We start from the raw sequence: 23,033 nt of genomic DNA, 5'->3' as shown, positions 1-23,033 counted from the left end.
CCATTAATTTGTCCCGGAACGGATTCCATTATCCAATAAAATTATTGTTAAAAAAATCCTCTTGTTCTTAAATAAACCAACCTATACCCTGTGGCTTGAGAGCCTTGCTACGACGATCACATTCTGCACCACACATATTTAACAATAAAAAAACCGGGACGCGCCCGGTCAAAAGTTAATCTTATTCAATAATATAATGCATCATCTTTTGATGTGAGACCGGAAATGGATACGTTTGTAAAGCTTCAGAAGTGACTGCCTTCAAGCGTTTGTCATAAATTGTTTCATCGGTTAAATCAGCCGTATAAACAGTTAGCTCCCAAATCATATGTGTAAATACATGTTTCAACGCACCTACATGCTTTAAATGTTCCAGCGCCAGCCCATACTCTTGATATAGCCAGCTTGCAATATGATCATTACCTACTTCACCTACTGGGACCATTGGGAATTGCCATAAATTAGCGAGTAAGCCCGCATCAGGTCGCTGCTCGATTACATGGTTTCCTGAAGCTGTTTGAATCAACACCACCGCGTATGGTATCTTTTTTTTCGGCTTTTTCTTAGACTTAACCGGAAGCGTAGAAACGACATTTGCTTCATAAGCACGACAATGCGCTTGAACTGGGCACAACGTGCAGAGCGGATTTTTCGGTGTACACACGAGTGCACCTAGTTCCATTAAAGCTTGATTAAAGGAAGACGGATCCGATTCAGGAATGAGTTCCCTAACGACTGCTTCAAATTTCTTTCTCACCGCAGGAACTCCAATGTCGTCATCAATCTTTAAAATACGTGAGGTGACACGCATCACATTCCCATCCACTGCTGGCTCCGGCATATTAAATGCAATTGATAAAATTGCCCCTTTTGTATAAGGTCCGATGCCTTTTAACGAGCCGAGCGCTTTCGGATCTGCAGGTATAACACCTGCATAAGATGCTACAACCTCTTTTGCTGCTGCTTGTAAATTACGTGCCCGCGAATAGTAGCCGAGACCTTCCCAAGCTTTAAGGACGGTCTGTTCTTCAGCAGCCGCAAGGTCAAATACGGTTGGGAACTGAGCCATAAACCGTCCATAATACGGAATAACCGTATCAACCTGTGTTTGCTGTAGCATAATTTCGGACACCCAGATTCGATACGGATCTTGATTGTCTCGCCATGGTAAATCACGTTTGTTCTGATCGTACCATTCGAGCAGGTCACGCTGAAATGTTATAATGTCAATATATTGTAATGTACGTAACACGAATAATTATCACCCTTCATGATATAATTAATGATGACAAACCTATCTTATCATGGAAATAAAAACACTCGTCAATAACCAAGGAGGATTGTAAATAGATGGATACAGGAACCCATATTGTTATGGGTGTTGCCATAGGTGGCTTGGCAACACTTGATCCGGCTGTGCAATCTGATCCTGCGCTGTTTAACGCTGTACTAGTTGGCACCATTGCTGGATCACACGCCCCAGATCTTGATACCGTATTAAAGCTTAGAAATAACGCCACGTATTTACGCCATCACCGTGGCGCAACACACTCTATCCCTGCCATACTCATGTGGGGCGTCGTCATTTCAGGCATAATTCACGCCTTTGTCCCGTCAGTTGATTTCATCCATCTGTGGGCATGGACATTTCTCGCCGTAGCGGTCCATGTGTTAACTGATATTTTTAACGCTTATGGCACACAAGCCTTCCGACCATTTACAAATAAATGGATCGCTTATGGCTTTATAAACACCTTTGATCCTTATATATTTGGCTTGCATATTGCCGGCATTATTGGCTGGGTGCTTGGGCTTAATCCTGGCCCTACTTGGCTCATCATCTATGCAGTCATCGTTCTTTATTATATTAAACGATATTTGGAAAAACGAGAAATCGTCACGAAAATTCACGATCATTATCGAGATGTTGAAAAAATTGCAACATCACCAACAGTTAAACAAAATAAATGGCGTGTGGCAATTACAACGCAAGAACAATTTCACGTCGGATCGGTAGAAGATGGCCATATTGAGATCGTTGATACCTTTGACCGTCAGCCACTTCCTGATACGCCTATTATGAAGCTGGCACAAAATGACAAAAACATTGCTGCATTCTTATCCTTTTCTCCAGTATATCGCTGGGTTATTAATGAATATGATGATTTTACTGAGGTCCGTTTTATAGATCTCCGCTATAGAGCGCGTGGACGTTATCCATTCGTTGCTGTTGTCCAAATTGATATGGATCACAACATTAAAAGCTCATATACAGGCTGGATTTACTCTGAGCATAAGCTTAGAAATAAGCTCTATATCAGCGATTATCCTGTTTAAAAGTGAAAAGGGGCGACCAAACAGTCCGCCCCTTTCACCCAAAACGCGTAAAAAGCTATGAATCTATCGCATCATTAAGATAGAAATTGGCACGGCCTCTTCCTTTTCATACAAGTCATCCAGAAGATTGACCCTGTGCCCCCAAGCAAATACACCATTGATGTAGTTTATTTTAAATCGATGGCCAGGGTCGCCCTTTAGGTCGTATATCACTCCAGGCTTAAAGTCTTCTGGGTTTAACATATATGCCATTGCCACAAGTTGTTTTCTTTCATATACTTCAGCTTCACTTATGTTACCTAGTCGTTCAGCTTTTAACGCTTTTTCCTTTAGCTGTGCAGCTTCATCACGTAATTGTTCAATCGAAAAATCACTATAGCAATAATTCATCGTATCTCATCTCCTTCATAGTTTATTTTAACAATTCGTTTAAGACAATAGAAACAAATAGCGTTTACACATACGAGAGGAGTCTTATATATGCCAAATGTTGCAATTACAGGCGGGGGAAGTGGACTCGGCCGCGCCCTTGCACTCAAATATGCTCAACACGGATATCGAGTCTTTTTAATGGGAAGAACTGTGAAAAAGTTACATATGGTCCAAGAAGAAATTTTGCGTCAAGGCGGGCAGGCTGAAGTCGTGTTATGTGACATTAAAGAAGCGTCATCAGTCCGGATTGCGTTTCAGCAAATTGGTGAATTAGATGTCCTAATTAGTAATGCTGGCATTGGACATTTTGGTCCATTTGAAGATTATTCGAACCGCGATATCGATGAGACGCTCGATACGAACGTAAAAGGTTCTATTCTCACTGTTCAAGCCGCATTGCCGCTCATTAAAGCCAGCAAGGGCAGAATTTTAATGATTATCTCAACAGCTGGTCTCCGTGGTAAAGTAAATGAATCCATTTATTGTGCCAGCAAGTTTGCCGTAAGAGGGTTTACAGAAAGCCTCCAGCAGGAATGGAAAGACAAGGATTACACGATCACTGCGGTTTATATGGGTGGTATGAATACACCGTTTTGGGACCAATCCGATCACGTTAAAGATCCAAGCCGTTTAAAAGGACCACAAAAGGTCGCGGAAACCATTTTTCAAGAAGACGATGGACGGGCGGAAATCATCATCGATCGTTAAATAGGAAACAGGGAACAAACGCACCATTATGATGGCGCATAATCACGTCTGTCATCTTAACTGGTCGTTTCGTTCCCTGCCTCACTAAACCTCATCGTCTATTTGTTCATCAACAAACCTATTAATGAGCGCCATTGGAAACCCTTTACGGTACAAGCCTTGTTTCACCTTTGTTTTCAGCTCAAACCCCATGTGTTTCTGGCGATGCTTTCGAAGGAGCTTTTCTCCTTGGCGACAAAGCGCGTCCCATTCAAGTGTATCGTTTTGCGCGGCATTTGCTTCATCAAGGACGGTTTGAATCACATCCTGGGTAAATCCCTTTTGAAGCAAGAAGCCGTGCAGCTTTTGCAGCTGCTCCTTGAATGAATAGCGCCCAGACTGATTAAGCCGTTTTTTCATCCAGGTCAGCGCTTTTTCATACTGGACCTCAAACGTATAAGCATTGACAGCCTCATCTGCATAAATGGCGGCAACGCCTTTTTCAAGCAATTCCCTTTTTACAAGCTGGGGACCTTTAGCGCTCGTTCGTATCCTACTTTCGACAAAACTACGAGCGAACACCTTGTCATCAACGAGCTTTTCGGATACTAACCGTTCCATTACAGAGGCAATGTGTTCCGGATGAATTTCCTTTTTCAATAAATAATCATGCATTTCTTTTTTTGTACGCATTCGATAGCTTAAAAAGTTGATAGCAAGGGAATAAGCTTTATATTGTGTATCTTCGTTGATCAGCTCGTCCATTAGTTCAGCATCAATGTCCATACCTTTATGTAAGCGATACTTGATCAGCACGGCTTCGTCCACACCAAAACCAAATGTCTCGCCTGAACCAGCATCAAGATAAATGTTATACCGCTGCTTCTGTTTTTTTTGAGTCGTAATCCGGGTTATTTCGCCCATGACATCACCCCTTTACGTTCCATCATAACAGATGAGGTCAATTATCCGTGAGCCATTTACCCAAAAGGAGGGCAATCAAATATGAACATCCTAATAACAGGTGGAACTGGATTCGTCGGTCACCACCTTGTAGCACACCTTAAATCAAAAGGACACAAACTCATCATCATAACCCGCTCACCAGAACAGCATGAACCAGACAATCATACGACATATGTATCATATGACGTAAAAGTTGACGCGTTACCGGTGATCGATGCAGTCATTAACTTAGCTGGTGAATCGATATTCGGATATTGGACCAAGAAGAAAAAAGAAGCGATTAGACTGAGCCGCGTCCGATCGACACAAGGCTTAATTGATCTTGTTGCAACACTTGAACACAAGCCTTCCGTGTGGATTAATGGCTCTGCTGTCGGCTTTTATGGAATGTCTGATGAAGTGATTTTCACAGAAGAAACGACAAAGCCAGCGGATGATTTTCTTGCCCAAGTTGTATTGGAATGGGAAAGCACAGCGGCACAGGCAGAACAAATGGGTATTCGCACAGTCTACACACGGTTTGGTGTCATTCTCGGGGATGGTGGTGCACTACCAATGATGTCCCTCCCCGTTAAAGCTTTTGCTGGCGGGAAAATAGGGAGCGGCACGCAATGGATGTCCTGGGTTCATATTGAGGATGTTGTACAGCTCATTGCATTTTGTTTACACAATCCGGATATTAGCGGGCCAATTAATGTGACGTCTCCTAATCCACAGCAAAATGCGTCATTTATGAAGACACTTGCAGACGTTCTTAACCGTCCCTTCTGGTTGCCCACACCTACATTTATGATGGCGACAGCACTAGGGCAAATGAGTCAGCTGATGACGAAAGGACAATATGTATTGCCGCAAAAAGCACAATATAGCGGTTATTCTTTTGCTTATACAGATGTTAAACATGCACTGGAAGACTTACTAAACACTACCATAAAAAAATAACATCATTTTCATAAAAAAAGTGTTCCCTTTTCTCACAAATCGCTGTAAAATATATTATGCCAAACATGGTTTTTAGGGAAGGCAAATGGTGCGCCACCAGTCAGCTGACTGGTTCTAGTGGGTTCGATTCCCACCCCGAATTTTAGTTGAACGCTAACTTAAATTCGAGGTGGGTACACTAGATTGCCGTCTTTTTTTAAAGTACCCACCTGCAAATAGGAGGGTACTTTTTTATGCTTAAAAAACGTGAATTACATGAGGTTCCTATGTTATATGAATTAATGGCGCATCCCGATGTCTTTCCTTACGTTAGACACAAAGCATATTCTTGTGATGAATTTTACTTTATTACAAAACAAACCATTGAAGCTGAAGAAGATGGTACGTTAATATCTAGAACCATCCTAGATGAATGTCAGCAGCCTATAGGGACGATTAACTTATTTGATATTCAGCATAAATCAGGCTTTTTAGCGACTTGGATTGGCGCGCCTTTTTTCGGGAAAGGGTATAATCAAATCGCAAAAGAAATGTTTCTTACTGAACTGTTTACCGAGCTAGACATTGAAATGGTGTTCATTAAAATTCGCCGGACAAATGTAAGGTCTCTTAAAGCAATGATCAAGCTCCCTTACGCCACATTGGTGAACAATTTATATGCAGATGTTTATGAAGCGATTAATCGCATTGAGAATGTATACGATTTATTTGCGATTAGCAAAGACGCTTATCTCGCTTATCTGAACTTCAGAGAGCTACTGCCTGAACACGAGGGTGAAGAAGTATCTTAATGAGGGATGCATAAATATATGTTGTCTGGCAATACTATCCATAAACTTTTGCGGAAGGTCAATTCATTCCGCATCTACCACGCTATGGAAGGGATATGTGTATGCCTAAACAGCCTCATGAAAAGGAAAAGTTCTTATCAAAAACTCAAGAAGTGTTGTACCAAAAGGAATTCAAACGCGCGAACAAAGCCTATGAAGATGCTTTTAAGGAGCAAAAAAGAAGCCGGATCTAAGGCTTCTTTTTTTGCCTATAAAGCGTGGATCAATATTAGTGGCGCATTGATGCTGCATACCGGTCTAATTCGTATCTATTTTGCATCACGATTGTGTTCTATTATGGGTACAATATGTTTATTTATTTCCATTACATAAAAACCCATGTGAATAACCATTAATTATGTTGATAAGTTCAATCTCACTTGTGGATGAATGTGGATAATCTTGATGTAGGTTTATTTAATGGTATATGTTGTGTGGACAAAGCTGTGGATTATGAACATTTGTTGTTACGCATGAGCCGCGTAGTATTTTTCCAATGGTTCTTTTGTATGATCTTCGAAACCATTAACATCGTTCATCTTACGGACATCATAGCGAAACAATTGCTCCCTTAAAACATCATTCGACTCAACGACATCAAGATGATCTAACACGCGTTGTTTAATTGCTTCTTTGTTGTTTATACCAAATGCGTACCCAGTCCTTACTGCTGCTGATTCAAACAATACAGCCGCTTGCCAAATGTCGATCTTTCGAGCGTTCCAAATGTATATCATGACGACGCCCCTACTGATTACTTCGATTTCAAAATCCTCTGCATGAAATAGTGACCGCAGCATCCTGCATTTTGTAAGTGATGTAATTGTAGGATGATGCAGTGCCAAGCACCCTAACATTGTGTCACCTCCCAACATCCATAATAGTGTTCTGTTATAGATCATTCTACTATATGTTCTATATAAGAACAAATGATGCCACCGCAGATAATCTCAATCATGATAGGATTAAACATACGATGATAGACATTCATTAGATACTTCATGTAATTGAACTATCCAATGTCACAAGATAGAGTGTGATCGTTATGGATTTAGAGCGAATGGCATACAATATTAAATATTTTCGGGAACAAAATGGTTGGACACAACTGCAATTGTCTGAACAGCTGATGACGTCTCGTTCGGTCATTGCCAAATGGGAAAATAATGTTGCCAAGCCCGATATTGAATCTCTCGTACGGATGAGCGATCTCTTTAACATGTCAGTTGATCAGCTTGTAGGACATGTTCCGTTACGTGATGATGTCATGAAAGATTTTAAACAGAAGTACAGCTCAACACATAAATCATATGAAGAAGATGCCATTAGACTTGCGGAGTATCTGAAGGTCCACCCAGATGTCATGGCACACTTACACAAAATTAAAGACATACCATTTAAAAAGCAACAATCAGTGTTTAAAATTATTGACACCGTTATTGATGAACTTAACGATTACCACAATTAATGAAAACGTCGGATACGCCTCAAAGGGCTCTCCGACGTTTTTTTCTTCATGAGTACGCTACATGCTTCCCAAGCGTGCGCCTAATTTTTAGTGTAAACCCTTTACCAAAATCTACCCTAATAAAAAAACAGAATTTATGGAAATATACCGTTGTACGCTTGTTTCCTTGCACGGCTTATGCTTTTTATATATCGTAATAGAATACCAAATTAACACAAGGGAGATTTTATGAAGAAAGTATCAAAGGTTTTCTATATTACTTTGGCGCTTGTCGCAATTAGTGTCATTCTCGGAGCCGTCTTTCCAAATGCCGTTAAGCTGATCACAGGAAATATTAAAGAATTTGTGGCAACGAGCTTCGGGTGGTACTATATGCTGCTCATGTCCGTCATGGTATTGTTATCGATCATTTTAGCCGTTAGCCCATATGGGAAAGTCCGGCTAGGGCGCGATGATGAACGTCCTGACTTTTCCACACCTACGTGGATTGCAATGCTGTTTTCCGCGGGTATGGGAATTGGTCTCGTTTTCTATGGTGCTGCTGAACCAATATCACATTATGTAACAAATGCACCTTTTTCAAAAGAAGGCTCTCCGGAAGCATTTAAAGAAGGCTTGTCCGCCTCTTATTTCCACTGGGGTCTACACGTCTGGGCCATGTATGCGATGGTTGCTCTATCGCTAGCCTATTTTCAATTTCGCAAACAAGAACCTGGTTTAATATCTGCAACACTTAAGCCTCTTTTCGGCGATAAAATGAATGGTCCGCTCGGTGTATTAATCGATGTTCTTGCTGTATTTGCAACTGTATTCGGGGTTGCGACAACTCTTGGCTTCGGCGCCACGCAAATCAATGGTGGATTATCTCATCTATTTGGCATTGAGGTTGGTTTTAAATCACAATTTATTATTATTGCAGTCGTTACGATTTTATTTTTAATATCGGCCTGGTCTGGTATTGGTAAAGGCATTAAATATTTATCAAATACGAATATGGTGCTTGCCGTACTACTATTAATCGTTGTATTAGTTGTAGGGCCAACTTTATTAATATTAAATATGTTTACCGAAACGTTCGGTCTTTATATGCAGGACTTTTTAAAGATGAGCTTCCGAACCGCGCCACTTGAAGGGGACAATCGGGGATGGTTAGATGGATGGACGATCTTTTATTGGGCCTGGTGGATCTCATGGGCGCCATTTGTTGGCATGTTCATAGCTCGCGTATCTCGTGGACGAACAATACGATCATTCATCACAGGTGTACTCGTCATTCCAACATTATTCGTTTCAATTTGGTTTGCTGTATTTGGCACAACTGCTGGTCACATTCAGGATAGTGGTGTTGATTTGAGCCAGTATGCAACAGAGCTTGTGTTGTTTAACATGTTTGATCAAATGCCATTATCTACTGTACTATCAATTATTGCGATTTTATTAATTGGCTCATTTTTTATCACATCAGCTGACTCAGCAACGTTTGTGCTTGGAATGCAAACAACAAAAGGCTCACTCATTCCACCGGCACAAGTGAAAATCATATGGGGTATTGCGCAATCCGCTGTGGCACTCATTCTGCTTTATATAGGTGGGTTAACAGCGATTCAAAATACGATCATCGCCGCTGCACTCCCCTTCTCGTTCGTCATGATCTTAATGATCATTGCACTATTCAAAGCCTTAGCGAATGAAGAAGACGTCGCAGAACTAAAGAAGAAATAACTAAAAGGCATCATGGACAACACTAAAAACAAAACGTAAAAGGCGAACAATGCTCAAGACTAGCTCCGGAAATCCACGCAGACTCCTGCGGGAGGAAGGCATAGGTTAGACCCCACAGTGCGTTAGCACGAGGAGGCTAACCAGCCGCCCGCGGAAAGCGAAGTGGATTTCCGGAGCGGTCGTATTGTTCGCATTTTTATGTGGTTAAACCTCTTTTGTTCCAGTCGCTTCTCTAATCGTATATTCATTATCTTGATCAATCTTTCGGGATAAACTTCTACTATATTGAACCTTTCATGCCCAATGATCGTATTAAAGTTAAAAGATTGGAGTGAAACAATATGCCAGATATAATTAGTTCAGATTTACTACTCATTCTCCTCCCTATTATGGTCATTCAATTAATTCTTATGATCGTCGCTTTGGTTGACTGGGTTAAAGCCGAAGAAACGAATGGACCGAAATGGGTATGGCTCGTAATCATCCTATTACTGAATATTATTGGCCCAGTCATTTACTTTATCTTTGGAAGGAGACAAAAGTGATGGCTTTGGTAACCGTATCTGACTTATCACGCCACTTCGACGGCAAGCCTGTCGTTCATCAAGTGAGCTTTGAGTTAAATGAAGGCAAAACGATTGCTTTAATTGGACCGAACGGAGCGGGAAAAACGACCACACTCCGTACAATGGCTGGGCTTTTGAACCCGACGAGCGGTTCTGTGAAATTTTCAGGTATGAATGCTGGAGAGGATATCCGCCCATACATCGGTTATTTGCCACAGTATCCGGCATTTTATGAATGGATGAGTGGGTTGGAGTTTTTAGTGTACAGTGGTCAACTTGCACATTTAACAAAAGACGAGGCAACAAAGCGGGCGCTCGAGCTTTTGAAAAAGGTTGGCATTCTGGATGCAAAGGATCGACGCATTGGTAAATATTCCGGTGGCATGAAGCAGCGACTCGGTATAGCCCAAGCGATCATTCATCAGCCGAAGCTATTAATTCTTGATGAGCCTGTATCATCTCTTGATCCGATCGGACGTAGAGAAGTGCTTACACTGATGGATGAGCTTAAAAAGGACATGACGATTTTGTTTTCCACCCATATCTTAAGTGATGCTGATGAAATTAGTGATGAATTGCTCCTCTTAAACAAAGGGGAAATTGTTGAGTCTGGATCACTTGCGGAGCTGCGCAATAACTATCAAACGGCCAAGCTTGAACTGAGCATAGAAGGAGACCTGTCTACCTTTCAAGCAGCGGTTTCTCAACTGGACTGTATTGAGGAATGCTATATTGAAAAAGACATGCTTCACGTGCTAGCGCATGATATAGACACGGCACGTTCGCAAATCATTCAAATGGTCGCAAGTAAAAATTGGTCGCTCACTCATTTTTCTGTGAACAGGGCATCACTCGAAGACATGTTTATGAAGGTGGTGAACAGCTAATGCAATGGACAACGTTGTTTAAAAAAGAGCTGTTGGAAAACTGGCGGAATAAAAAATGGATCTGGTTCCCACTTGTGATGATTTTAATTGCCATTATGGACCCGCTCACGACATACTACATGCCACTCATCATTGACGCGGTAGGTGGAATGCCTGAGGGAACCGTCTTTGAACTCCCTGAATTCACACCCACTGATGTGATCATGATGAGCTTAGGACAATATAGCATAATCGGTGTCATCGTTATTGCTTTAATTTCTATGGGAACGATTGCTGGTGAACGTAAAAGCGGCGTATCCGAGCTTATTCTCGTAAAGCCTGTATCTTACAAAAATTATATCTTGTCCAAATGGGCATCGTTAAATGTGCTCGTATGGTTTGCCGCATGTTTAGGCCTTTTCGCCAGCTGGTATTACGTTAATATTTTGTTCGGCGAGCTGTCTTTTCTTGCGCTCTTGCAAATTATTTTTTTCTATGGACTCTGGCTAACGTTCGTTTTAAGTCTATCGATTTTCTACAATGCACTGCTGAAGTCGCCAGGTCTCATTTTATTTGCCACGATCGCTACTATTGTTACGATGAGCATAGTGACACAAATTTTTAGTCATGTTCTCTCCTGGAGTCCGAACAAACTATCTAGTCATATTATCGAGATGCTTCAAACAGATCAAATCGGGAGCGCGCTTTGGGGTGCTGCCGTCATCACAGTCGCTTTATCTATCGGATTGATCATAAGCGCCATCTATATTTTCCGTAAAAAAGAAATGGCCGCATAGTAGGTTCAATGCACACGTTGAGGGAGTTCGATCCCCCTCAACGTGTTTTTACAATTGTAATATGCCTCAGCATGGACCAGCTTACTGCGTACAAACCGAAACCGATGAGAAATAACCAAACGAATTGCATGAGCGCTCTCGTCTCATATAACTTTATAGCGATATCAGGAATCGTTCCTGCGGCAAGTCCGACGAGAAACGTTATAACCAATGCACTGATCACAATACCGCCGCCGAGTAATCCAAATTTATAAAATAACAACCCTAACACAAACATACTCGCCAAAATAAAGAACATAACCGCCGTATCAATGACGATCCGATTGATCAAGGTGTTTCCAATTAATTCAGCTGGATGAATCAATTGATACCCATCAATTTGGAACATATCTGTCAGCCAAGTGACGACAACATGGACACCACTCGTCAAAACAGCTTTTAGAAACGCAAGACATAGAAAGCTTGCCCCTAACCCGATAAACAAATTCTTCCGCGTCGCTCCTAGCTTCAATAAATGGGGGATCGCTTCTTTCACGGTGCTATATCCCATGATAGAACAATAAATATAAACAGCTGCCGAGACAGCAAACACCATCGTCATATCGTGGGACATTTCCCCAACAAAATAAGCGATCAACAATGAAACGAACATCGTACTCAGCAAAATTGCCCAGAATATTGTGAAATTATACCGCGCACCCGTTATAAAAAAGTACATAATCCCTTTAATTTGCCTCATTTTATGCCCCCCGTTTCTCCTCGGTTAAATACACCATTAATTCTTGGATTGGTATACCTTCGACAGCTAACCCTGCCGCATGTGCCGCTTCCATTACGGCATCTCCGTACACATAAGCAGTCATCATTCCAGCGATTTCCTTCGTTTGCATCACATTTTTATCCGTCATATAAGCTGTCACATCCGCTTTTGGACCTGAGACTGCGCACGCTTTTTCTCTCAATACATCTGCTTCCTCCTGTAAGACGATCGAACCGTTTTGGATGATGATAACTTCTTCAAATAACGTGCTCACCTCGTCAATTAAATGTGTTGAAAATATAATGATTCGTTTTTGCTTTTCATAGACGGCAACCATTTTGTCATAAAACATTTTTCGCGCTGATGCATCAAGACCGATGTAAGGTTCATCAAACATGGTAATAGGTGCCATGCTCGCAAGTCCCACAATGATGCCGAGTGCTGACGCCATCCCTTTCGACAGCGATTTAATTCGGGCATTTACATTTAAACCATATGCCTCTATGAGCTCATTCGCTAATGCTTGATCCCAATTCGGATAAAAGACACGATACAGCTTGAGAACATTTTTGATCGTTAATTCTTTCTTGAAATTACCGCCCTCTTTTATTAAACAAATCGATTCAGTGAGCTTCTGATTATCAAAAGGCGCTTCGCCATTCACTCGTAACGTTCCACTCGTCGCTAAAATTTGCCCTGTTAAGATTTCCATAAACGTCGTCTTACCAGCACCATTTCTACCGAGAAATCCGTAAATTTTCGGTTCACTTAAAGTCAAAGACACATTATCAAGTGCGCGCTTATCACGATATACCTTCGTTAACTGATCAACCTCAATTTTCATCTTGTACATGCACCCCTTTTACCCATTCAATGAGTTCTGTTTCACTGATTTGTAGTTTCTCCGCTTCTTGTTTAAGTGGCAAAACAAAATGCTTATAAAATGTCTGCTTACGTTTTGCAATTAAAATCTTTTTGGCGTCTGTCGTAACAAACATTCCAATCCCCCTTCGCTTAACGAGAATATGCTCTGCAACAAGCTCATTTATGCCTTTTGCAGCAGTTGCTGGATTAATCTTATAAAATGCAGCAAATTCATTCGTTGATGGAGCACGTTCATCAGGATTGAGCGTACCATTAATAATGGCATCCTCAATGTGCTCTTTAATTTGGATATATATTGGCTTCGTATCATCGAGCGCACGTTTCATGACGATCACCTTTTCAATTAACTTATATGGTTCATTACTTATGTAACTAACCATATAACTAATGGATGATATTGTCAATAATTTTATAAAAACATCAAAAAAAGACATCCTCAAGGATGCCTCTTTTCGATCAATAGACTCATTCAGTTACAAGCAATGAAAAAGCATACATCCCTTCTCCCTTAAACACACCTTCTTGATTCCAGCGTACTTTGACGACATAATTATATCTGCCTGCCTCTCCAGATACTTTAAACTGAGATCCTTCTATTTCTGTTTTAATATCTTTCCCCTCTTTTTCGAGTTGAATTAACTCGATTTGATCAGGCATCGGAAGGGGGGCTCCAGAGCTTCCTGTGCTAGACGTGACAAAATTTATGTATTGTCCAGCTTTTGCCTTCAACCTCGGAATTGGTTGAAAATCATCGCCCTGGACAAATCGCTTGAGCAAATTGTCGCGATCCTCAATTTCAGTATTGCACCGCTTTCCCTCATCCACACACGTTGAAACAAATCCAGCAACATAACCAGCGCTATCATCAACAACTTTAAATTCAAAGCCTGCCGGGAATGTTTTTCTTGTTTCAGAGTCTTTTTTATTAGATGATGACGGCTTATTTTCAACGTTATTGTTTTGCGAAGCGTTGGAGGTATTGTTTGAAGCATTGTTATTGTTAGAGTGCGTTTCGTCATTCATTAAATCATTCAGTGCAGCCTCATCGTTTACGCCCTTATCCGAGCATCCAGCTAAAAGAACAATGAACAAAACGATTATGGATATACGTATAAAGGAGTTCACGTCAAATGCACGCCTTTTCAAGCCTCCACGAAGTCGTTTCATATTAATATGCCTCCCCGATATTTTTCTCTCTTAATACCATATATATTCTACATAACGATTTAAAAACCTCTTAAATATACTGTTTTTTTTATATTATTTATAATAATAATAATAATAATAATATGTTATAATAACACTTAAAAATATAATAACGTTGAATGGGGGGCTTATTTTGTTTCATTTAATGATGTTCGAGTTTAAAAAGATATATAAGTCACTTTTTTTTCGAAGCATGCTTTTCATACTCATTTTATTCATCGTTATCTATTACATATTCGTTTATATGAATACAGTTCGAGTCGAAAGATTAATGAATCAAGAAACAGATGAAATCTCACGAATGGAAGAAACATTGTCTCAAAAAGACCAGTCTATATCACCTTCTGAAGAAGCCGTTTTACAGGAACTATTACAAAAGAGGAAGCAGTATCGTCATGCATTAAAAGAGCATGATTGGAATGCGCTGTTGAACTTAGAAATTGAGGAAACTGAACTCGGTCTTAGCAATCGATTGTATGAATCTATGATGCCTTCGCAGTGGCCATCTTTTTTTACAGAAGTTAGTTTTTTAGAAAAGTATAAGCTTATGCGTGAGGGTGACATGACACCTATTCTGCCTATCAACTTTGCATCACAACGAACCGCTTATGATATTTCATATGATCCCCCACAATTAGAGGAAACCATCTTACACATAAGCAATAAATACTCTTCTGCCAGCTTAAACTTCCTTAATCATTTATTTTCTTTATCATATAGTTTACTCGGTGCAGTTTTTTTTATATTTCTATTCGGAGATCTATTCACAAAAGAGGGGCTCGGACGCCATGGCCCGATTCATTTTTTAAAAACACAGCCATTAAATTTCAACAAAATATTAGCAAGTAAATTAATCGTTGTCTTAACGTTAAGTGTTGCTATTTTGTTAGGCGCAGCATTCATCTCCCTTCTTTTAGGCGCAGTATTTGATCGATTTGGTCATTACAATTATCCGATATTAATTTACGGTGAAGACCATACATTTTCATTTATGAATTTGAGCACCATGATCATCCAAGCAACACTTTTGTTTGTTATGATTTTACTGTTTTGCTATGCATTATTAATGCTATATTCAATTGTGACCAAGAGAGTCGCTCTCGCTATCGGCTTAACGTTGGCTACAATTTTTATTGGAACTGAACTGAGCGAACAGCTGATTGCCCTTGACCTAGCCAAATACAACCCATTCCAATACTTTTCAGTCGTTGATGTCGTTACACAGGAAATGGCTGCAACCTTACAAAATTTTAACGTCACCTTGACCAATGGATTAATTGCTTTATCTACTGCAAGCGCTATAACACTTCTCTGTGCATATGCCATCACTCATTTTCAACATAAGTACGACTCATAAAAATAAAGGGGGTCATAACATGATTGTTGATGTTCAAAATTTAAAGAAGAAATATAAGCAGCAGTGGGTGTTAAATGGGGTAGACGTAGCAATTACAGAGCCACAAATCGTTGCATTAGTTGGGCCGAATGGCTCGGGTAAAACAACACTGTTAAATTGTATGACCAATCTGCTAGCTTTTGATGAAGGTGATGTAAAGCTGTTAGGAAAGAAACATACCGATTCATCCATTTTCTACGACGTATCTTATTTACAAGATAATCGAATTTTATACGATCATCTAACCGGATTTGACCATTTGAAGTTTATATGCAACGTGCAACATATCCCGCTTTCACGTATTAAAGACGTGACAGATCGAATTGGTATGTCGAGCTACGTAAAAAAAAGGGTGCGCAATTATTCTTTAGGGATGAAGCAACATCTACTCCTTGCAATGGTGATTATTAATGAACCAAAATTATTACTACTGGATGAGCCATTAAATGGGCTCGATCCGACAAGTGCTGTGTCCGTGCGGAAAATTTTGTTAGAGCTATACAAAGAAGGTACGACCATCATTCTTTCCTCACATAACTTGGATGAAATCGATCGACTGACACATACGGTTTATTTTGTTAAAGATGGTGTTCTACTCAAAGAATCCTTAAAAGATGTCGCATCTAATCAATATTATGTGTCCGTCTCAGATTTGGAGAAGGCACAATTTGTATTAGATGAAGCGTCTGTGTCATACGACGTTACTGAAACTGGGGAAATCGTATTTGAAGATATTAATTTATCCCTACAATCTTTTATTAACCATATGAATGCGCATAACATCACACTAGAAAAAGTCGACAATCAAATGATCGGTGCAGAAAAACGATACCAGCAATTGTTTAAAGGGGTTGACCATCATGAAACTGTTTCCCTTTGAATTTAAAAAGATGGTGTTGAGCAGGAAATTTTCTGTTTTACTACTGATTATAGTAGCCTGTGTTATCGCACTTTTTATACGTAACGTTGCCTTTCAACCTGTCATTACCGAGAATGCACTTAAAGACATTGACGATCAGTTACAAACAAGTGATATGCTTTTAAGGGTTCATCAGTATAAATTGGAGGAAGACCCAGAGAATGAAGTAGAGAAAGAATTAAAAGATATGCTACTGGCAAATATCAATCTATTAAACAACATTAAAAACGCTGTATCCACAGATCAGTGGCAAGAGAGATTAATTCAGGAAAATGCCCTATTAAAAGGCATTGCCACATATAATGAAGCAGGCGGAGAATTTCCGTTAGACACCTCCGAAATCGTGCGTCAGTATGCCTTAAATGAAAAATTATTAGATGAACACATTAAGCCGGAGAGCAGTACATATAGTATGGCATTCCCAAATTTCATGAAGCAAGTGCTTGATTTTCTATTTCATTTGGGAGCTATCATAATGATGGTCATTCTAATCGGTGACCTTATGACAGCAGAGCTTGAAGATCATTCAGCTAAATTTTTGTTGACTCAGCCTTTAAAGCGGAGACACATCATAACGAGTAAATTTTGGACTGCCATTTCAGCATACATAACGGTTCTTGTCGTCCTTTTTCTTACCATTACAATTATCGGAAGCATATTTGGCAACGAGGGGACATTTCAATATCCAATTCTGATCGAAAAAAATGGAGAATTGGCATTTATGACGATCATCGAATATATTACGTTCGGTGCAATTGGCGTATCAGCCTTGATGATTACTGTGATTTCACTTTATTTATTTTACAGTCTTTATTTAAAGCAAACCGTATCAACACTGTTTGCTTTATTAGGAACATTACTCCTTGGTTATGTCGCTACTACTTTTATTTCCTGGCGTTTTTTCGCTTGGCTGAACCCTTTTCAATATATTATTCCAAGAGAGCCTCTCTTATTTCAAAATGGTACCGCGTGGTATCAGGGCCTGCCGATCTTATTCTTACTCAGTGTCATATTTTATGGACTAGCCGTTCGAAAAATTAAAACGCTGCGGATTGGATAATAGTGTAGGTGGAGGATGTATTCCTCCACCTTTTTTAATCTATCAAAATAAGTTTACTAAACTTGTACCGCCTGGACCATTGTATACATAAACGCGATTAATAAAATCACTCCAAGGAATATAGACCAAACTAGCAAATTCACTGAAGCCTTACGATGCGTATACCTTCCACTTATCCCTTGTTGAGGTAATATTCTAGCTGCGCGTTCCGCTGGAAGAATTGTTGCCAACACACCAACAACAATCGGAACGAGAGCAGTTGATAAGATCAACATAATAGCATCCGTTGACATGTTTAGCTCAAGCGGCAACGTCAGTAAGGTCGCACCTGCCAACCCTAAAATTGCTGCGCACACCCCGACGAGTAACCCCTCTAGCCAAATTAGGAAGCGTACACTGTTGTTTTTCCAACCAACCGCCTTGAGGAGGGCAATTTCCTCCTGCCGCTCTGCGATATTTTGCCACATAATTTCGACGGTCGTCAAAATCGCTAGCAGGAGTGCTGCTCCAATCGCTGCATAGTGAATGGATTCCACTTCTAATGCGACATACTGCCCGAGTAATGTCGTATACATGATGCCCCTCAAGTGAAATGTAATAAGCAAAAAGACAGCAAGAAGACTTGACGGGAATGCGATGGCCACAATTGACAGCACGCTACGTTTCCACTTACCAATAAAATGATTGAAGGCCATGGACATCAGACCCTTGGTTCGTATCAAACGTGCGCTTGACTTCGCTATTTCACCCGTTTGCATCGTTTCATAAGGTGATATTCTTTGTGCGATAATAGCTGGAATAATGGCCCCCAGCAAATATATAACAAAGCCGAGTGATCCTGTCAGAAGAAAGCGCATCAGATCAACTGTTGTTTGTCCACTCATATGAAGAAACGCCAATATCCCCCATGAAAGTGCTGCAACACAAACACCGAGCATAGCAGATTCTAGGAATAACAATCGGCTTAACCGGCTAGGTCGCCAGCCCACAGCCAAAAGAACTGCAAATTCTTTTCGTCTTGCAAGTAATGAAACGAGACTCGTGGCCCAAACATATATGATTGCTACAGCCATAATACTGATGACTAAACCAGAAAAGCCTACTCTAGCTTCTCGGAAAATGGTGATAGAGCTCCCCATCTTGATCCATGGCTGATAAAACCATCCAAGTTCTTGTCCATCATTTACTGAGGGTACATTCACTAATGTCGGTTGCGGTGAAGACCCCAACGTGACATCTGTGATGAGACCTGTTTCACGTTCAATATCGCTTACGACTTGTTCAACGATCGCCTGACTTTCTTCGGAGAGGTCCGTTACACCTGATACTTTAATGCGAATTGCCGAAATCGGAGCATCACCAGTTATGACTTCAGCTGCCTCCAAAGTCGTCAGCATTGTCGGCGGATTAGATAAAAAATTATAAGGATCATAGGTTGGTTTTAAAGTTTCTGTCGGGTTAATCGGGCGATCATCATCATCCAAAACAAGCTCTGCCGTCGTTGGACGATATGTTTCCATTGGCAATTCATTTGTCGGATCCTTCGATATATTTAATTTCCCCGGATCATACGACCCAACCCATTTCGGTTCAATAAGAGGAAAATCCCCAGCATTAATATGAGCGTATTCATTCGGGTTCCTGTACACCTCAATTGTCTCAGGCTCTGACGCTTGCTCCTCTGATCCTTGAATTGTTTTTGTAAACGTTTTGAGCTGATAGCTAAATGGCCATCTCTCTGAAAATGGGCTATCAATAGATTCATATTCTAAAGAACTCGGCCTATTAATCAGTGCATAATAACTTGTATTTAAAGGATTTTCAATATGTGTATTGCTTTGTGATATTGGTTCACCTGTTTCGTGGTTAACCCCAGAAATTCCATTTATCAATTGGGCATAAATGTCTTGTTCTTCAAAATTAAAGCTCTCTATAGTTTCTCCTTGAACGGTATCTAAATATGCACTGCCGCCTTTTTCTGCCATCATGTCTAGCGTTTCCTTCGCTTTGTCATGTTCAAAAGGGATGTCTAATCGTTCTATTTTATAATTTACACGTTTATCTGCGTACGATTGACTATTAATGATCGCGGGAAAGCTCGTATTTTTTGGCATGGCTGCATCATCAATATCATCTGCTTCATAAACGGGACGTTGATTCGTTTCATCTTCTTCAGATAAATATCGACTTGATTCAAATGGTAATATAGACTTGTCTAGGCCAACGAGCTTGGCCTCCTGTTCAGGATCAATTCCCGCAATGAGCATCGAACGAAATACTGTTAAACCAGGGTATGGAATAATAAAATAATCCGGTCCTTTTTCTCTTAATTGGTCCTCTACATAGTTAAACCATTCACCCGCTGGAAAATATGAACTAATAGAATCCTCTTTCTTAGATATGCCATCATCTGTAACTTCTACCTTGGTCAACCGATAGATTCCGTCTTTCTCCATGTCCAACGTATCCAGGGGTAAAGGATAATTGATGTAGCCCATCATCGCAATCGGGGCTGCAACTTCAACATGATCGATGTTCTTTATTTTGTTATAGTCTTCAATACTAATGCCGCCCTCTATCCCACTTAAGAAATTAGGATCAAGCAAATCATCTTCCTCGGTCACACTCCGCGTACCATTAGGTCGAACAACGATATCATAAGATGATTTCCATCGTTCTTGTAACTCATCAACAATCGTACTTTTGTTGACTTCCGACAGCCCCGCCAAATACGTTAAACCAACCCCAACGATGATGACACCGATCATTAATAACATGAATTGGTCTTTTCGTCGCCACCAGTTTTTAAAAATATAGCGCATCATTTTATGACACCTTGCTTCTCTTGAAGGACCTGTCCATCTTGCATCGTTATGATTCGATCTGCTTTAGATGCTAACGTAACATCGTGCGTTACATACAATACTGTGCAATTGTCTTCTTCATGCAATCGGGTTAGTAAATCAAATATACGTTCTCCCGTTTCCGTGTCTAAATTGCCTGTCGGTTCATCGGCAAGCAGCCAACTTGGTTTATGGACAATCGCTCTAGCAATCGCAACACGCTGTTGCTGGCCACCTGACAACTGTGAGGGGAGTGCATTCATTTTGTTCAATAAACCAACTTGTTCCAGTGCTTCTTTAGCACGTTTTTGTTTTGAATAGGAGACGTTTCGACCAAATAATGGTACCATCACATTTTCTACAGCGGTTAAAGTGGGTAGTAGGTGAAATTGCTGAAAAACAAAACCAATTTCATTAAAGCGAAAATCGGCCATTTTTTTCTTTGATGCCTTCATAATATCTTCATTGTCATACAGGATATGACCAGCTGTCGGTTGATCCAGTGTGCCTATAAGGCTGAGCAATGTTGATTTCCCTGAGCCAGAAGGACCGATAATTGCCGTTAATTCTCCTTTTGTAAACATTACGTTCACGTTTTGTAATGCTTCGGTGTCAACACCGTCACCCATGTACCGTTTTGACACGTCTAAACAACGAATCTCATTCGTCATTACATCCCTCCTAATGTCATATTCTATACATTAAAAACCTATGAGATTACTGAGCTGTACAATAATCATTCATAGGTTTTTAAATTGGATAAATAGAAAACGAGTTAATATCGGCTATTCTATTTCAGCATTCATAATTGGGCAAATACCACTACACGAAACAGTACCCGTATAATTATGCTTATTATATCTTATAGTACTGGGTGGTGTTACAATTCCATAATACTGTTTTGTCACAGTTACTTGTTTGCTTACATCATTTGGGGCGACATTCTCATTATCTACTATACTGCACTATTACTTACGGATGCAGCAGATACAGGGGTCATAAAAACTCCCATTGACATAAATACAGTAATACAAAAAACTGTAGTAAAGAATCATACTCTTTTCAATTGTATTCCTACTTTTATTTATTATCTTAATAATAATAACATAATTTAATTAAATTCCACCAAAAAAATAAAAAGAAAGTTTCGACAAACAGTTATAGATGTTGTCGAAATTTAATCAGTCATTAAATAGGATATACGACATAATGATTAAACCTTATGTTATGTTAGTTCATTAACGATAATAACCACATCCCGATCTCATTCATCTAAAAACTCGAGCGGGTCTTTTTCCGTTTGGATAACAGATTGCTTACCGTTTGTCATCCAAACGATATCGCCATGAATGGCTGTTGAATAGAGCGCTGTCTGCAGCCGTTGTAAATTGCCAATGACGCGTTCAACAGGATGACCGAATTTGTTCTCCTGACCATAGGACAATATCGTGGCCTTCGGATTTACATGCTCGATAAATGCCATTGTTGAGCTTGTATCAGATCCATGGTGAGGAATTTTTAATACATTCGCCTCCATTTCATGAGATATCATCAGTTCATGCTCCATCTCTTTATCAATGTCCCCTGGTAATAAAATCGTCTGCTGCAAATATTCAATTTTTAAAACGATGGAGGACTGATTATTCGTGAGGGAATCATCATCTGCATTTAAAATGTGTAAATCTATATAAGGATCAAACTGTATATGTTCATTTTTATCTGCCTCATAAACCGGAATCATTTGTTTACGAATTTGATGTACGTACATGAGGTATGTTTTTGTGACATGGAACTTTCCATTATCGAGAATGTTACCAATGGTAAAATGCTTCATGACGTCAATTAAACCGCCAATGTGATCAATATCTGGATGGGTCGCGACAAGCAAGTCAATCGTCTCAATCTGTTGTTTATTTAAATAGTCGACAACTGTTTTCCCTGCATCCGGTGGCCCACCATCAACGAGAATAACTTTGTCAGATGGTGTTTTAATTAATATGCTGTCCCCCTGACCGACATCAATAAAATGCACCTCTAACATCGAGGCACTAGCAGCCGCTTGAATCGGCCAAGCCATCATAGAAAGCATACATATGACAATCATAGCAAGTCGTTTCATTCAATCTTCCTTCGTATTGTTTTTACCTTAGTCTGTCACACTCAGACGAAAATATGTTGTGATTGAATGGGTGATGTGTTGATGGAAATGGCGCGGCTTTGCGGAATTTCAGGCGTGCATTGCGGAATTTGAGCCCCGTATTGCGGAATTCCAGGCATGGATTGCGGAATTTCAGCCTTGCATTGCGGAATTCCAGCCTTGCATTGCGGAATTCCAGCCTTGGATTGCGGAA

The 23,033-nt window shown here is 40.2% G+C and carries 25 protein-coding genes; 13 read left to right on the top strand and 12 right to left on the bottom strand.

What is annotated here, in order from left to right; genetic code table 11:
- Window positions 1-181: 181 nt before the first annotated feature.
- A complete protein-coding gene (gene mutY / locus HPC67_RS15275) occupies window positions 182-1,252 on the bottom strand; it encodes an A/G-specific adenine glycosylase (RefSeq protein WP_217589722.1) in 1,071 nt (356 codons plus the stop codon).
- 98 nt (window positions 1,253-1,350) lie between these two features.
- Here mutY and HPC67_RS15270 point away from each other — a divergent pair, with 98 nt between their 5' ends.
- Window positions 1,351-2,337, top strand: coding sequence for a metal-dependent hydrolase (locus HPC67_RS15270; RefSeq protein ID WP_217589719.1), 987 nt, complete (start codon window positions 1,351-1,353; stop codon window positions 2,335-2,337).
- 63 nt (window positions 2,338-2,400) lie between these two features.
- On the opposite strand, the gene HPC67_RS15265 is transcribed toward HPC67_RS15270, so the two are convergent.
- Window positions 2,401-2,727: a YfhH family protein gene (locus HPC67_RS15265; RefSeq protein ID WP_217589717.1), complete on the bottom strand. Its 327-nt coding sequence runs from the start codon at window positions 2,725-2,727 to the stop codon at window positions 2,401-2,403.
- Window positions 2,728-2,817: 90 nt separating this feature from the next.
- Here HPC67_RS15265 and HPC67_RS15260 point away from each other — a divergent pair, with 90 nt between their 5' ends.
- A complete protein-coding gene (locus HPC67_RS15260; RefSeq protein ID WP_217589715.1) occupies window positions 2,818-3,477 on the top strand; it encodes an SDR family NAD(P)-dependent oxidoreductase in 660 nt (219 codons plus the stop codon).
- Between the two features lie 84 nt (window positions 3,478-3,561).
- Here HPC67_RS15260 and recX read toward each other — a convergent pair whose 3' ends face one another.
- The gene (recX, locus tag HPC67_RS15255; protein WP_217589713.1) at window positions 3,562-4,380 is read right to left on the bottom strand and encodes a recombination regulator RecX; all 819 of its coding nucleotides are present in this window, start codon (window positions 4,378-4,380) and stop codon (window positions 3,562-3,564) included.
- 81 nt (window positions 4,381-4,461) lie between these two features.
- On the opposite strand from recX, the gene HPC67_RS15250 reads away from it, so the two are divergent.
- The 3 genes from HPC67_RS15250 to HPC67_RS15240 all read left to right on the top strand — a co-directional run bounded on the left by HPC67_RS15250 (window position 4,462) and on the right by HPC67_RS15240 (window position 6,388).
- The gene (locus HPC67_RS15250) at window positions 4,462-5,364 is read left to right on the top strand and encodes a TIGR01777 family oxidoreductase (protein ID WP_217589711.1); all 903 of its coding nucleotides are present in this window, start codon (window positions 4,462-4,464) and stop codon (window positions 5,362-5,364) included.
- Between the two features lie 233 nt (window positions 5,365-5,597).
- Window positions 5,598-6,155, top strand: coding sequence for a GNAT family N-acetyltransferase (locus tag HPC67_RS15245; RefSeq protein ID WP_217589709.1), 558 nt, complete (start codon window positions 5,598-5,600; stop codon window positions 6,153-6,155).
- 101 nt (window positions 6,156-6,256) lie between these two features.
- The gene (locus HPC67_RS15240) at window positions 6,257-6,388 is read left to right on the top strand and encodes a YfhE family protein (RefSeq protein ID WP_217589707.1); all 132 of its coding nucleotides are present in this window, start codon (window positions 6,257-6,259) and stop codon (window positions 6,386-6,388) included.
- Window positions 6,389-6,661: 273 nt separating this feature from the next.
- Here the strand turns inward: HPC67_RS15240 and HPC67_RS15235 are convergent, their stop codons facing one another.
- Entirely contained in the window at window positions 6,662-7,051 is a 390-nt protein-coding gene (locus HPC67_RS15235; protein WP_217589705.1) for a hypothetical protein, read from the bottom strand.
- Between the two features lie 188 nt (window positions 7,052-7,239).
- Here HPC67_RS15235 and HPC67_RS15230 point away from each other — a divergent pair, with 188 nt between their 5' ends.
- From HPC67_RS15230 to HPC67_RS15210, 5 genes are all read left to right on the top strand, one after another.
- Window positions 7,240-7,662 (top strand): helix-turn-helix domain-containing protein, encoded by a 423-nt coding sequence (locus HPC67_RS15230; RefSeq protein ID WP_217589703.1) that lies wholly within the window; start codon window positions 7,240-7,242, stop codon window positions 7,660-7,662.
- Window positions 7,663-7,890: 228 nt separating this feature from the next.
- The gene (locus HPC67_RS15225) at window positions 7,891-9,384 is read left to right on the top strand and encodes a glycine betaine uptake BCCT transporter (RefSeq protein WP_217589701.1); all 1,494 of its coding nucleotides are present in this window, start codon (window positions 7,891-7,893) and stop codon (window positions 9,382-9,384) included.
- Between the two features lie 341 nt (window positions 9,385-9,725).
- Window positions 9,726-9,929: a PLDc N-terminal domain-containing protein gene (locus HPC67_RS15220; RefSeq protein WP_217589699.1), complete on the top strand. Its 204-nt coding sequence runs from the start codon at window positions 9,726-9,728 to the stop codon at window positions 9,927-9,929.
- Window positions 9,929-10,837, top strand: coding sequence for an ABC transporter ATP-binding protein (locus HPC67_RS15215; protein WP_217589697.1), 909 nt, complete (start codon window positions 9,929-9,931; stop codon window positions 10,835-10,837). Before HPC67_RS15220 ends, HPC67_RS15215 begins: the two co-directional genes overlap by 1 nt.
- Entirely contained in the window at window positions 10,837-11,613 is a 777-nt protein-coding gene (locus tag HPC67_RS15210) for an ABC transporter permease (RefSeq protein WP_217589695.1), read from the top strand. Before HPC67_RS15215 ends, HPC67_RS15210 begins: the two co-directional genes overlap by 1 nt.
- 37 nt (window positions 11,614-11,650) lie before the next feature.
- Here the strand turns inward: HPC67_RS15210 and HPC67_RS15205 are convergent, their stop codons facing one another.
- From HPC67_RS15205 to HPC67_RS15190, 4 genes are read right to left on the bottom strand one after another with little or no spacing between them, the layout of a single operon-like run.
- On the bottom strand, window positions 11,651-12,352 hold the full coding sequence (locus HPC67_RS15205; protein ID WP_217589693.1) for a hypothetical protein: 702 nt from the start codon (window positions 12,350-12,352) through the stop codon (window positions 11,651-11,653).
- A gap of 1 nt (window position 12,353) precedes the next feature.
- Window positions 12,354-13,217: an ABC transporter ATP-binding protein gene (locus HPC67_RS15200; protein WP_217589691.1), complete on the bottom strand. Its 864-nt coding sequence runs from the start codon at window positions 13,215-13,217 to the stop codon at window positions 12,354-12,356.
- Window positions 13,207-13,692, bottom strand: a complete 486-nt coding sequence (locus HPC67_RS15195) for a GntR family transcriptional regulator (RefSeq protein ID WP_343327860.1) — start codon at window positions 13,690-13,692, stop codon at window positions 13,207-13,209. The genes HPC67_RS15200 and HPC67_RS15195 overlap by 11 nt, the downstream gene beginning before the upstream one ends.
- 31 nt (window positions 13,693-13,723) lie before the next feature.
- A complete protein-coding gene (locus tag HPC67_RS15190; protein WP_217589689.1) occupies window positions 13,724-14,425 on the bottom strand; it encodes a hypothetical protein in 702 nt (233 codons plus the stop codon).
- 172 nt (window positions 14,426-14,597) lie between these two features.
- Between HPC67_RS15190 and HPC67_RS15185 the strand changes: the two genes are divergently transcribed.
- The 3 genes from HPC67_RS15185 to HPC67_RS15175 are packed head-to-tail and all read left to right on the top strand — an operon-like array spanning window position 14,598 to window position 17,839.
- Window positions 14,598-15,821, top strand: a complete 1,224-nt coding sequence (locus tag HPC67_RS15185; protein WP_217589687.1) for an ABC transporter permease subunit — start codon at window positions 14,598-14,600, stop codon at window positions 15,819-15,821.
- A 19-nt stretch (window positions 15,822-15,840) separates the two neighbouring features.
- Window positions 15,841-16,740 (top strand): ABC transporter ATP-binding protein, encoded by a 900-nt coding sequence (locus HPC67_RS15180; RefSeq protein WP_217589685.1) that lies wholly within the window; start codon window positions 15,841-15,843, stop codon window positions 16,738-16,740.
- Complete coding sequence (locus HPC67_RS15175) at window positions 16,721-17,839, top strand: ABC transporter permease (protein ID WP_217589683.1); 1,119 nt, start codon at window positions 16,721-16,723, stop codon at window positions 17,837-17,839. The genes HPC67_RS15180 and HPC67_RS15175 overlap by 20 nt, the downstream gene beginning before the upstream one ends.
- A gap of 56 nt (window positions 17,840-17,895) precedes the next feature.
- Here the strand turns inward: HPC67_RS15175 and HPC67_RS15170 are convergent, their stop codons facing one another.
- The 4 genes from HPC67_RS15170 to HPC67_RS15155 form a co-directional block, all read right to left on the bottom strand.
- Window positions 17,896-20,664: an ABC transporter permease gene (locus HPC67_RS15170; protein WP_217589681.1), complete on the bottom strand. Its 2,769-nt coding sequence runs from the start codon at window positions 20,662-20,664 to the stop codon at window positions 17,896-17,898.
- The gene (locus HPC67_RS15165; RefSeq protein ID WP_217589679.1) at window positions 20,661-21,353 is read right to left on the bottom strand and encodes an ABC transporter ATP-binding protein; all 693 of its coding nucleotides are present in this window, start codon (window positions 21,351-21,353) and stop codon (window positions 20,661-20,663) included. The genes HPC67_RS15170 and HPC67_RS15165 overlap by 4 nt, the downstream gene beginning before the upstream one ends.
- A 593-nt stretch (window positions 21,354-21,946) precedes the next feature.
- On the bottom strand, window positions 21,947-22,801 hold the full coding sequence (locus tag HPC67_RS15160) for a ComEC/Rec2 family competence protein (RefSeq protein WP_217589677.1): 855 nt from the start codon (window positions 22,799-22,801) through the stop codon (window positions 21,947-21,949).
- Window positions 22,802-22,823: 22 nt separating this feature from the next.
- Window positions 22,824-23,033, bottom strand: a 210-nt coding sequence (locus HPC67_RS15155; protein WP_217589675.1) for a hypothetical protein, incomplete at its 5' end; no start/stop codon positions are given.

Origin of the sequence: Lentibacillus saliphilus (assembly GCF_019093865.1) — a bacterium.
Taxonomy (GTDB): domain Bacteria; phylum Bacillota; class Bacilli; order Bacillales; family Amphibacillaceae; genus Lentibacillus_B; species Lentibacillus_B saliphilus.
The sequence above is the reverse complement of the archived record's forward strand: the minus strand, read 5'-3'. Positions and strand labels throughout refer to the sequence as shown.

What these genes read in the sequence shown, in the direction of transcription:
- HPC67_RS15270 (WP_217589719.1), top strand. Translation starts at nt 1,351, where the DNA reads ATGGATACAGGAACCCATATTGTTATGGGTGTTGCCATAGGTGGCTTG.
- HPC67_RS15265 (WP_217589717.1), bottom strand. Translation starts at nt 2,727, where the DNA reads ATGAATTATTGCTATAGTGATTTTTCGATTGAACAATTACGTGATGAA.
- HPC67_RS15260 (WP_217589715.1), top strand. Translation starts at nt 2,818, where the DNA reads ATGCCAAATGTTGCAATTACAGGCGGGGGAAGTGGACTCGGCCGCGCC.
- recX (WP_217589713.1), bottom strand. Translation starts at nt 4,380, where the DNA reads ATGGGCGAAATAACCCGGATTACGACTCAAAAAAAACAGAAGCAGCGG.
- HPC67_RS15250 (WP_217589711.1), top strand. Translation starts at nt 4,462, where the DNA reads ATGAACATCCTAATAACAGGTGGAACTGGATTCGTCGGTCACCACCTT.
- HPC67_RS15245 (WP_217589709.1), top strand. Translation starts at nt 5,598, where the DNA reads ATGCTTAAAAAACGTGAATTACATGAGGTTCCTATGTTATATGAATTA.
- HPC67_RS15240 (WP_217589707.1), top strand. Translation starts at nt 6,257, where the DNA reads ATGCCTAAACAGCCTCATGAAAAGGAAAAGTTCTTATCAAAAACTCAA.
- HPC67_RS15235 (WP_217589705.1), bottom strand. Translation starts at nt 7,051, where the DNA reads ATGTTAGGGTGCTTGGCACTGCATCATCCTACAATTACATCACTTACA.
- HPC67_RS15230 (WP_217589703.1), top strand. Translation starts at nt 7,240, where the DNA reads ATGGATTTAGAGCGAATGGCATACAATATTAAATATTTTCGGGAACAA.
- HPC67_RS15225 (WP_217589701.1), top strand. Translation starts at nt 7,891, where the DNA reads ATGAAGAAAGTATCAAAGGTTTTCTATATTACTTTGGCGCTTGTCGCA.
- HPC67_RS15220 (WP_217589699.1), top strand. Translation starts at nt 9,726, where the DNA reads ATGCCAGATATAATTAGTTCAGATTTACTACTCATTCTCCTCCCTATT.
- HPC67_RS15215 (WP_217589697.1), top strand. Translation starts at nt 9,929, where the DNA reads ATGGCTTTGGTAACCGTATCTGACTTATCACGCCACTTCGACGGCAAG.
- HPC67_RS15210 (WP_217589695.1), top strand. Translation starts at nt 10,837, where the DNA reads ATGCAATGGACAACGTTGTTTAAAAAAGAGCTGTTGGAAAACTGGCGG.
- HPC67_RS15205 (WP_217589693.1), bottom strand. Translation starts at nt 12,352, where the DNA reads ATGAGGCAAATTAAAGGGATTATGTACTTTTTTATAACGGGTGCGCGG.
- HPC67_RS15200 (WP_217589691.1), bottom strand. Translation starts at nt 13,217, where the DNA reads ATGAAAATTGAGGTTGATCAGTTAACGAAGGTATATCGTGATAAGCGC.
- HPC67_RS15195 (WP_343327860.1), bottom strand. Translation starts at nt 13,692, where the DNA reads ATGTCTTTTTTTGATGTTTTTATAAAATTATTGACAATATCATCCATT.
- HPC67_RS15190 (WP_217589689.1), bottom strand. Translation starts at nt 14,425, where the DNA reads ATGAAACGACTTCGTGGAGGCTTGAAAAGGCGTGCATTTGACGTGAAC.
- HPC67_RS15180 (WP_217589685.1), top strand. Translation starts at nt 15,841, where the DNA reads ATGATTGTTGATGTTCAAAATTTAAAGAAGAAATATAAGCAGCAGTGG.
- HPC67_RS15175 (WP_217589683.1), top strand. Translation starts at nt 16,721, where the DNA reads ATGAAACTGTTTCCCTTTGAATTTAAAAAGATGGTGTTGAGCAGGAAA.
- HPC67_RS15170 (WP_217589681.1), bottom strand. Translation starts at nt 20,664, where the DNA reads ATGATGCGCTATATTTTTAAAAACTGGTGGCGACGAAAAGACCAATTC.
- HPC67_RS15165 (WP_217589679.1), bottom strand. Translation starts at nt 21,353, where the DNA reads ATGACGAATGAGATTCGTTGTTTAGACGTGTCAAAACGGTACATGGGT.
- HPC67_RS15160 (WP_217589677.1), bottom strand. Translation starts at nt 22,801, where the DNA reads ATGAAACGACTTGCTATGATTGTCATATGTATGCTTTCTATGATGGCT.